At 69.1% G+C, this 9,304-nt stretch carries 7 protein-coding genes; 6 read left to right on the top strand and 1 reads right to left on the bottom strand.

Annotated elements, in window-relative coordinates; translation table 11 throughout:
* On the bottom strand, window positions 1–2,191 hold a 2,191-nt coding region (gene dnaE / locus ACFDS3_RS03275; protein WP_375260906.1), incomplete at its 3' end, for a DNA polymerase III subunit alpha.
* Between dnaE and ACFDS3_RS03270 the strand changes: the two genes are divergently transcribed.
* The 6 genes from ACFDS3_RS03270 (at window position 2,190) to ACFDS3_RS03245 (ending at window position 9,286) form a co-directional block, all read left to right on the top strand.
* A complete protein-coding gene (locus ACFDS3_RS03270) occupies window positions 2,190–2,468 on the top strand; it encodes a hypothetical protein (protein WP_375260905.1) in 279 nt (92 codons plus the stop codon). The two genes, dnaE and ACFDS3_RS03270, sit on opposite strands and share 2 nt — an antisense overlap.
* Before the next feature lie 164 nt (window positions 2,469–2,632).
* Complete coding sequence (locus ACFDS3_RS03265) at window positions 2,633–2,791, top strand: hypothetical protein (RefSeq protein WP_375260904.1); 159 nt, start codon at window positions 2,633–2,635, stop codon at window positions 2,789–2,791.
* Window positions 2,792–2,944: 153 nt separating this feature from the next.
* Window positions 2,945–4,420: a xanthine dehydrogenase small subunit gene (xdhA, locus tag ACFDS3_RS03260; protein WP_375260903.1), complete on the top strand. Its 1,476-nt coding sequence runs from the start codon at window positions 2,945–2,947 to the stop codon at window positions 4,418–4,420.
* Window positions 4,417–6,864, top strand: a complete 2,448-nt coding sequence (gene xdhB, locus ACFDS3_RS03255; protein ID WP_375260902.1) for a xanthine dehydrogenase molybdopterin binding subunit — start codon at window positions 4,417–4,419, stop codon at window positions 6,862–6,864. The genes xdhA and xdhB overlap by 4 nt, the downstream gene beginning before the upstream one ends.
* Window positions 6,861–7,772, top strand: coding sequence for a xanthine dehydrogenase accessory protein XdhC (gene xdhC, locus ACFDS3_RS03250; RefSeq protein WP_375260901.1), 912 nt, complete (start codon window positions 6,861–6,863; stop codon window positions 7,770–7,772). Before xdhB ends, xdhC begins: the two co-directional genes overlap by 4 nt.
* A complete protein-coding gene (locus ACFDS3_RS03245; protein ID WP_375260900.1) occupies window positions 7,769–9,286 on the top strand; it encodes an ABC transporter ATP-binding protein in 1,518 nt (505 codons plus the stop codon). Before xdhC ends, ACFDS3_RS03245 begins: the two co-directional genes overlap by 4 nt.
* Window positions 9,287–9,304 lie beyond the last annotated feature (18 nt).

Below are 9,304 nucleotides of genomic sequence, written 5' to 3'. Positions count from 1 at the left end.
CCATCGCCTCCTTGATCTTCTTGCCCATGGCGCGGCGCAGCAGGTCGGCGCCGCCGAGGGAGTATCCCGCCATGACCTGAGCGATCTGCATCACCTGCTCCTGATAGACGATGATGCCCTGCGTCTCTTCCAGGATGTAGTCGATCAGCGGGTGGACCGACGCGATCTCGCGCAGGCCGTTCTTGACCTCGCAATAGACCGGGATGTTCTCCATCGGGCCGGGGCGGTAGAGCGCCACCAGCGCCACGATATCCTCGATGCAGGTCGGCTTCATGCGCCGCAGCGCATCCATCATGCCGGTGGATTCCACCTGGAACACCGCGACCGTCTTGGCCTTGGCGTAGAGCTCGTAGGACTTCGCGTCGTCGAGCGGGATCAGGTTCATCTGGTTCTCGGCCCCCGGCGCGGGGGCGTAAAGCTCGGACCCGTCCGGCCCGACATGGATCGGCCGCGACTGGTTGATGAGATCCACGGCGTTCTGGATCACCGTCAGCGTCTTGAGGCCGAGGAAGTCGAACTTCACCAGCCCCGCCTGCTCGACCCATTTCATGTTGAACTGGGTGGCGGGCATGTCCGACTTCGGATCGCGGTAGAGCGGCACCAGCGCGTCCAGCGGCCGATCCCCGATCACGACGCCCGCGGCGTGGGTCGAGGCGTTCCTCAGCAGCCCTTCGACCTGCTGGCCGTAGGTCAGAAGGCGGTCCACGACCTCTTCGTTGCGGGCCTCTTCGCGCAGGCGCGGCTCGTCCCGAAGGGCCTGCTCGATGCTGACCGGCTTCACGCCCTCGACCGGGATCATCTTGGACAGGCGATCGACCTGGCCGTAGGGCATCTGCAACACACGGCCAACGTCGCGCACCGCCGCCTTGGACAGCAGCGCGCCGAAGGTGATGATCTGCCCCACCTTGTCGCGGCCGTATTTCTCCTGGACGTAGCGGATGACTTCTTCGCGCCGATCCATGCAGAAGTCGATGTCGAAGTCGGGCATCGACACCCGCTCGGGGTTGAGAAACCGCTCGAAGAGCAGGCTGTAACGCAATGGGTCCAAATCGGTAATCGTCAGCGCATAGGCGACAAGGCTGCCTGCGCCCGAGCCACGCCCCGGCCCCACAGGGATGTCCTGCTCCTTGGCCCACTTGATGAAGTCGGCGACGATCAGGAAGTAGCCGGGAAAGCCCATCCCCTCGATGATCCCAAGCTCGAAATCCAGCCGTTCCTGGTACTTCTCGACAGTCGTGGCGTGGGGAATCACGGCCAGCCGCGCCTCCAGCCCTTCCTTCGCCTGCCGACGCAGCTCGTCCACCTCGTCATCGGCGAAGCGCGGCAGGATCGGGTCGCGGCGGTAGGTGGCGAAGGCGCAGCGGCGCGCGATTTCCACGGTGTTCTCGGTCGCCTCGGGGAGATCGGCGAACAGGGTGCACATCTCGGCCGGGGATTTCAGGTAGTGCTGCGGCGTCAGGCGGCGGCGCGGCTCGTTCTGGTCGACATAGGCGCCGTCCGCGATGCAGATCAGCGCGTCGTGCGCCTCGTACATGTCGGGCTTGGGAAAGTAGACGTCGTTCGTCGCGACCAGCGGCAGGTCCATCGCGTAGGCCATTTCGACATGGCCGCGCTCGGTCAGGCGCTCGTTCTGGGGCAGCGCTCCGCCCTCCCCCGGATGGCGCTGCAGCTCGACATACAGGCGATCTGGATAGATCGCCGCCAGCCGCGTCATCAGCGCCTCGGCCTTGTCGCGCTGACCTGCCTGCAGCAGCATTCCCACCGGACCATCGGGACCGCCCGACAGGCAGATCAGCCCCTCGCCATGCGCCGCAAGATCGTCCAGCGACACCTGCGGCTCGGACCTGTCCCCTTCGAGGTAGAGGACCGAGTTCAGCTTCATCAGGTTCTCGTAGCCCTGCTCGCTTTGCGCCAGCAGGACCAGCGGTGCCGGATGGGCGCGCTGGCCCCGCCCCGGCTCCCACCCGAAATCGCCGACGGACACCTGGCACCCGACGATGGGCTGCACCCCCGCCCCCTGCGCCCCGACAGAGAATTCGAGCGCACAGAACATGTTGTCGGTATCCGTGACCGCCACGGCGGGCATGCCCATCCCCGCGACGAGGCCCGGCAGCTTCTTCAGCCGCATGGCCCCCTCCAGCAGGGAATACTCGGTATGAAGGCGGAGGTGGATGAATCGAGGATCGGCCATGAGCGGCACGATATATCGGGCCGCGCGGCCGGGAAACCCCCGGATGCTGTGGAGAACCGCCGTGCACCCGTTTCCCTGCGGGACGCAAAAGGAGCACCCGTATGACCACCAGCGAACGATTGCCGAGGCGTCCCGACGTTGCCGCCACGATAATGACGCCCTCGGCGACGCGGCCGAGTGCCCCCTGTGCAACGACTGCTCGGATATCTGCGCGCTGATGTACCGCACGAAGTTGCGCCGGACCGGGTCGAACGAGGGACCATCCGTCTGGCGCTGAAGCTGTGCGAGAGGTACGACGACCGGCGCCACAAGCGCTGCGCCAGTATGTGCCGCGACTGCGCGACGGATCGCCGACAGGCCGCGTGCGACCCGTAATCACCATCGCCACGGCGCCACGCGGCACTAGCTGTCCGAGCATCACCTAGACGGAGAACTCGTTTCATGGCCCGCACTATCGGCATCGTCGTCGTAATTGCCCTCGTGATCGCCCTGATCGCGTGGTTCGCTTTCCCGAACTTCGGCGAAGACGCAGAGCTCAGGGATTCGACTCAGGAAGGCGTCGGGGAGATCGTCGAAGAGCCCGGCACCGCCGTCGAATAGGTCGACCAAGGCTCCGCGACCTCGCTTCGCGCCGCACGAGACCGCCCTTGCATTGCGCCGCCCGTCCCGGTTTGATTGCGGACGGGCTGCGCGCTCTACGCCGCATCGACTGCGCCGCCCGAGGACAAAACGAGTAACGCGGCGGATATTCTTATGAAGGTCAGGTTCCGCCTGAACGGAGACCCGGTCGAGGCCGAGACCGCGCCCACGACGACCCTGCTCGACTGGCTGCGCGAAACGCGCGGCCTCACCGGCACCAAGGAAGGCTGCAACGAAGGCGATTGCGGCGCCTGCTCGGTGATGGTGACGGACGAACGTGGCGCCCGCGCCCTGAACGCCTGCATCCTCTTCATGGGGCAGCTGGACGGACATGCCGTGCGCACGGTCGAAGGTCTGGCCGCGCCCGATGGTACGCCCCACCCCGTGCAGCAGGCGATGGTCGACCACCACGGCAGCCAGTGCGGCTTCTGCACGCCGGGCTTCGTGGTGACGATGGCGACGGCCCACCTGAACTGCGCGACGGATCACGACGATCAGCTTGCCGGCAACCTCTGCCGCTGCACCGGCTACGCGCCGATCATCCGCGCCGCGAAAGCCGTTGAAAGCCTGCCCGTCCCCGACCACATGCGCGATACGCCGCTGTCACGCACGTCCGAAGGCGATGCGCCGCATCCGGGCGCCGCGCCCGCGCCCAGCTACGCAGACACGCCCGCCGACTGGGGCGGCCGCGACCCGCTGGCCGGCACCGGAGCGGACAGTCGCGGCGACCCCGCGCGCACCGCCGGTGCGCTGCGCCCCGCCAGCACGGACGAGCTGGCCAGGCTCTACCTCGACCATCCCGACGCCACCCTTGTCGCCGGGGCGACCGATGTCGGCCTGTGGGTGACCAAGGGCCTGCGCGACCTCGGGACGGCACTCTTCCTCAACGGCGTCACCGACCTGCAGCGCATCGAAGAAATTGACGGCGCCCTGCGCATCGGCGCGGGCGTCACGCTGACGCGGCTGCGCGAGGCAGTCGCCCCCCGCCACCCGAGCCTGGCCGAGATGCTCCGCCGCTTCGGCTCGACGCAGGTGCGCAACGCCGGGACCATCGGCGGCAATATCGCCAACGGCTCGCCTATCGGCGACGGGCCGCCCGCGCTGATCGCGCTGGGGGCGGTGTTGCACCTGCGCCGAGGGGATGCGCGGCGCGAGATCCCGCTCGAGGATTTCTTCATCGACTACGGCAAGCAGGACCGCCAGCCGGGCGAGTTCGTCGAGGCCGTCTCGATCCCCGACCAGCCCGACCGCCTGTCCTGCCAGAAGCTGTCCAAGCGCTTCGACCAGGACATCTCGGCCGTCTGCGGCTGCTTCAACATCACGACCGAAGGCGGCACCGTCACCGCCGCCCGCATCGCCTTCGGCGGCATGGCCGGCACTCCGAAGCGTGCCCGCCTGACCGAGGACGCGCTGATCGGCCAGCCGCTGACGCCCGAGGGCGTTGCCCTCGCCCAAGCAGCGCTGGAGCAGGACTTCACCCCGCTGTCGGACATGCGCGCCTCGGCGCGCTACCGGGTCGAGGCGGCGAAGGGGATGCTTCTGCGTCTGGCCTCGGCCGACGAACCCTCGGTGCTGGAGGTCCGCGCATGAGCATCCACAAGCCTTCTGCGCACGACAGCGCGCCGCTCCACGTCGCCGGGTCCGCCCGCTACGTCGACGACATCCCCCTGCCCGCGAACGCGCTGCACCTGGCCTTTGGACTGTCGCCCATCGCCCGCGGCACGGTGCGCTTCGACCTGACGAAGGTGCGCGAGACGCCCGGCGTGGTGGTCGCCCTTTCGGCGGCCGAGACCGGGGCGGTCGACGTTTCGCCCTCTGCCCACGACGAGCCGCTGCTGGCCGAAATGAAAGACGGCGCCGCCCGCGTCCACTACATGGGCCAGCCGCTGTTCGTCGTGGCCGCGACCAGCCATCTGGCCGCCCGCAAGGCCGCCCGGCAGGCCGCGATGGAAACGGCCGAGGACACGCCGATCCTGACGATCGACGAGGCCCTCGCCGCCGACAGCCGGTTCGAGGACGGCCCCGTCACCTGGACCAAGGGCGACGCCGACGCCGCCCTTTCCGCCGCCCCGCACCGCCTGCAAGGCAGCATCGAGATCGGCGGGCAAGAGCATTTCTACCTCGAAGGGCAGGCCGCGCTCGCCATCCCCGGCGAGGGGGGCGACATGGTGGTCCACTCGTCCTCGCAGCACCCGACCGAGATTCAGCACAAGGTCGCCGAGGCCCTGGGCGTTCCGATGCACACCGTCCGGGTCGAGGTGCGCCGCATGGGCGGCGGCTTCGGCGGCAAGGAAAGCCAGGGTAACGCGCTTGCCGTCGCCTGCGCGCTGGTCGCCGCGCGCACGGGCCGGCCGGTCAAGATGCGCTACGACCGCGACGACGACATGACCATCACCGGCAAGCGCCACGACATCCGCATCGGCTACGACGTGGGCCATGACGACGAGGGTCGCATCACGGGCATCGTATTCGACCACTACGTCCGCTGCGGCTGGAGCCAGGACCTGTCCCTGCCCGTGGCCGACCGGGCGATGCTGCACGCCGACAACGCCTACCACCTGACGGACGTGCGCATCGTATCGCACCGGCTGAAGACGAATACCCAGTCCGCCACCGCGTTCCGAGGCTTCGGCGGCCCCCAGGGCGTCGTCGGGATCGAGCGGGTGTTGGATGAGATTGCGCACCGCCTGGGCCGCGACCCGCTGGATGTGCGGCGCGTGAACTTCTACGCCGCCGGACACAGCGCGGATACAAGCGGCACGATTCCGCCTCAAGCGACCGGCAAGGGCCATGTCGGCACCGAGGACGTGAACCCCGGCACCGACGCCGACGTGACGAGCCGCGGAGCGCTGCACGAGGTGGCCGAGCCTGCGGGGCCGGTCGCCGCCCCGCCCGACGGGGTTCAGACGACCCCCTACCACATGCCGGTGCGCGACTTCATCCTGCACGAGATGGTGGACGCGCTGGAGGACACTGCCGACTACCGCGCCCGTCGCGCGGCGATCGAGGCATGGAACGCCGCGCATCCTTACGTGAAGAAGGGCATCGCCCTGACGCCGGTGAAGTTCGGCATCTCGTTCACGCTGACCCACCTGAACCAGGCAGGTGCGCTGGTGCATGTCTATCAGGACGGCTCGGTCCACATGAACCATGGCGGGACCGAGATGGGACAGGGCCTGCACCAGAAGGTCGCCGCCGTCGCGGCCGACCGCTTCGGGGTGCCCCTGTCGGCGATCCGCATCACGGCGACGGATACGGGAAAGGTGCCCAACACCTCGGCCACGGCGGCGTCCTCGGGGGCGGACCTGAATGGGATGGCGGTCAAGGCCGCATGCGACGAGATCGCGGGCCGGATGGCCGCGTTCCTGGCCGAGCAGCACCAGGCTGATCCCGCCGATGTCCGGTTCCAGGAAGGCCGCGTGCATGTCGGCAGCGAAAGCTACGCCTTCACCGAGGCCGTGCAGCTTGCCTACCAGGGCCGGGTCAGCCTGTCGGCCACGGGCTACTACCGCACCCCGGGGATCGAGTGGGACCGCCTGCGCGGCCGCGGCACGCCGTTCTTCTACTTCGCCCACGGTGCGGCGGTGACCGAGGTGGTGCTGGACACCCGCACGGGCGAGAACCGCATCCTGCGCACGGACATCCTGCATGATTGCGGCAAGTCGCTGAATCCGGCCATCGACATCGGCCAGATCGAAGGCGGCTACGTGCAGGGCGCCGGCTGGCTGACGACCGAGGAACTGGTCTGGGACGACAAGGGACGGCTGACGACGCATGCCCCCTCGACCTACAAGATCCCGGCCTGCTCTGACCGGCCCGAGGTGTTCGACGTGGCGCTCTGGCACGACGAGAACCGGGCCGAGACGATCTACCGCTCGAAGGCCGTGGGCGAGCCGCCCTTCATGCTGGGCGTCTCGGCCTTCCTTGCCCTCAGCCACGCAGCCAGCGCCTGCGGGGCCGCCTATCCCGACCTCGACGCGCCGGCCACGGCCGAGCGACTGTTCTTCGCCGCGCGCCACGCGCAGGGCGCATGAGCTTCGATCCCCTGCGGCTCGAAGCGGCGCTTGCCGCCCATGACGACGTTTGGCGGGTGGTGGTGGCCGAGACGCGCGGCTCGGTGCCGCGCGGTCCCGGCGCATCGATGCTGGTCTGGGCGAACGGGCAGGACGGCACCATCGGCGGCGGTCGGTTGGAATGGGAGGCGCTCGCCGCCGCCCGCGCCGGCCGGCGCGGCGCGATCCGCCATGCGCTGGGACCGTCGCTGGGCCAGTGCTGCGGCGGGACGGTGACGCTGCACATCTCGCACTGGAACCGTGAGCTTCTGGATGCGGTGGACTTCAGCGGCGGCCTTGCCGCGATCGGCCACACGCAGCCCGGCCGGGACGTGATGGAGGCCGCCGACCGCCTGCGGGACGACCCCGACGCCCCGTCGCCGCAGCTTGTCGGCGATTGGCTGGTGGAGCGCATCGCCCCCGCGCCGCGCCGGGTCCACGTCTGGGGAGCGGGCCATGTCGGCCGCGCGCTGGTGTCGGTGCTGGCCCCCCTGCCCGACCTTGGCATCGCCTGGATCGACGACGCCGCCGGCCGGTTTCCCGCCGACATCCCCGCCGGCGCCGACCGGATCGTGGCCGCCGACATGCCGCGCCTCGCCGCCCGGACCGGCCCCGAAGACGAGCACCTGATCCTGACCTACAGCCACGACATCGACCTTGCGCTCTGCCACGCGCTGCTGACCGCGGGGGCGCACCGGATCGGGCTGATCGGGTCGGCGACCAAATGGGCGCGTTTTCAGACGCGGCTGCGGCAGCTTGGTCATTCCGACGCCACAATCGCGCGCATACGGTGTCCCATCGGCAACCCTGCCCTGGGCAAACATCCCCAGGCCATTGCCGTGGGCGTCGCGGCAGAGATACTGGCCCCAGAGGAACAGGACCCAGCATGACGCCGCTTCTGAAGATCGACGGACTGACCAAGACCTATCCCGGCGTCGTCGCGACCGACGCGGTATCGCTGTCCATCGCGCCGGGCGAGGTTCATGCGCTGTTGGGCGAGAACGGCGCGGGCAAGTCCACGCTGGTCAAGATGATCTTCGGCCTGAATCAGCCTGACGCCGGTCGGATGGAGATGGACGGCACCCCCTACGCCCCCGCCTCGCCCGAGGCGGCGCGGGCGGCGGGCGTCGGCATGGTCTTCCAGCACTTCTCGCTTTTCGACGCACTCGACGTGGCCGAGAACGTGGCGCTTGGCATGTCCGACCCGCCGCCGATGCGCCAGCTGTCGCGCCGCATCGCCGAGGTCAGCCGCGACTACGGCCTGCCGCTCAAGCCCTCGCAGATCGTCGGCGACCTCTCGGCGGGCGAGCGTCAGCGAGTCGAGATCGTGCGCTGCCTTCTGGGCAAGCCGCGCCTTCTCATCATGGACGAACCGACCAGCGTGCTGACCCCGCAAGAGGTCGACCTGCTGTTCGACACCCTCCGCCAGCTGCGCGCCGAGGGAACGTCGATCCTGTATATCTCGCACAAACTCGAAGAGATCCGGACGCTCTGCGACACCGCGACGATCCTTCGCGGCGGCAAGGTGGTTGCCACCTGCACCCCGTCCGAGGAATCGGCCGAGCGCCTGGCCGAGCTGATGGTGGGTCGGCGGCTCGAGACGCCAGCCCGTGCGGGCAAGGTGCAGCTCGAGACGCTGCTGGAGCTTGCGGGTCTGTCGATGGGCCCTGCATCGGATCACGGCACGGCGCTCAAGGACATCTCGTTCCGGCTGCATGCGGGCGAGGTGCTGGGCATCGGCGGCGTCGCGGGGAACGGCCAGGACGAGCTGCTCGCCGCGCTCGCCGGTGAAGCGCGCGCCCCCGAGGGCACGATCTTTCTCGCCCGGCGAGACATTTCGCGCAGCCGGCCCCAACGCCGTCGCGCACTTGGGCTCCTGACTGCGCCCGAGGAACGGCTGGGTCACGCCGCCGCGCCCGATCTCAGCCTGACCGAAAATGCGCTGCTGTCGGCTTCCACCACACAGAACCTCGCCCGGCGCGGGTTCATCGACTGGGGCGCAACGCGGCGTTTTGCCGAAGGGGTGATCAAGCGCTTCGACGTGCGCACCCCCGGCCCCGGCACGGTGGCGCGCGCGCTTTCGGGCGGTAACCTGCAGAAATACGTGATCGGCCGCGAGATCGCCCAGAACCCGCTGGTCCTTGTCGTCAACCAGCCGACATGGGGCGTGGACGCCGCCGCCGCCACCACCATCCGGCAGGCGCTGCTGGACCTCGCCGGGAAAGGCTCGGGCGTCCTCGTCATCAGCCAGGACCTCGACGAGCTGATGCAGGTCGCCGACGGTTTCGCCGCCCTGACCGAAGGCCGCCTGTCCCCGTTCCGCCCCACCGCTGGCCTGACCGTGGGAGAGATCGGCCTGATGCTCGGCGGGGCCCACGACATAGAGTCCGTCCATGCCCACTGATCCCGCCTTCGCGCAACG

Origin of the sequence: Palleronia sp., from assembly GCF_042089775.1 — a bacterium.
Classification (GTDB): domain Bacteria; phylum Pseudomonadota; class Alphaproteobacteria; order Rhodobacterales; family Rhodobacteraceae; genus Palleronia.
The sequence above is the reverse complement of the archived record's forward strand: the minus strand, read 5'-3'. Positions and strand labels throughout refer to the sequence as shown.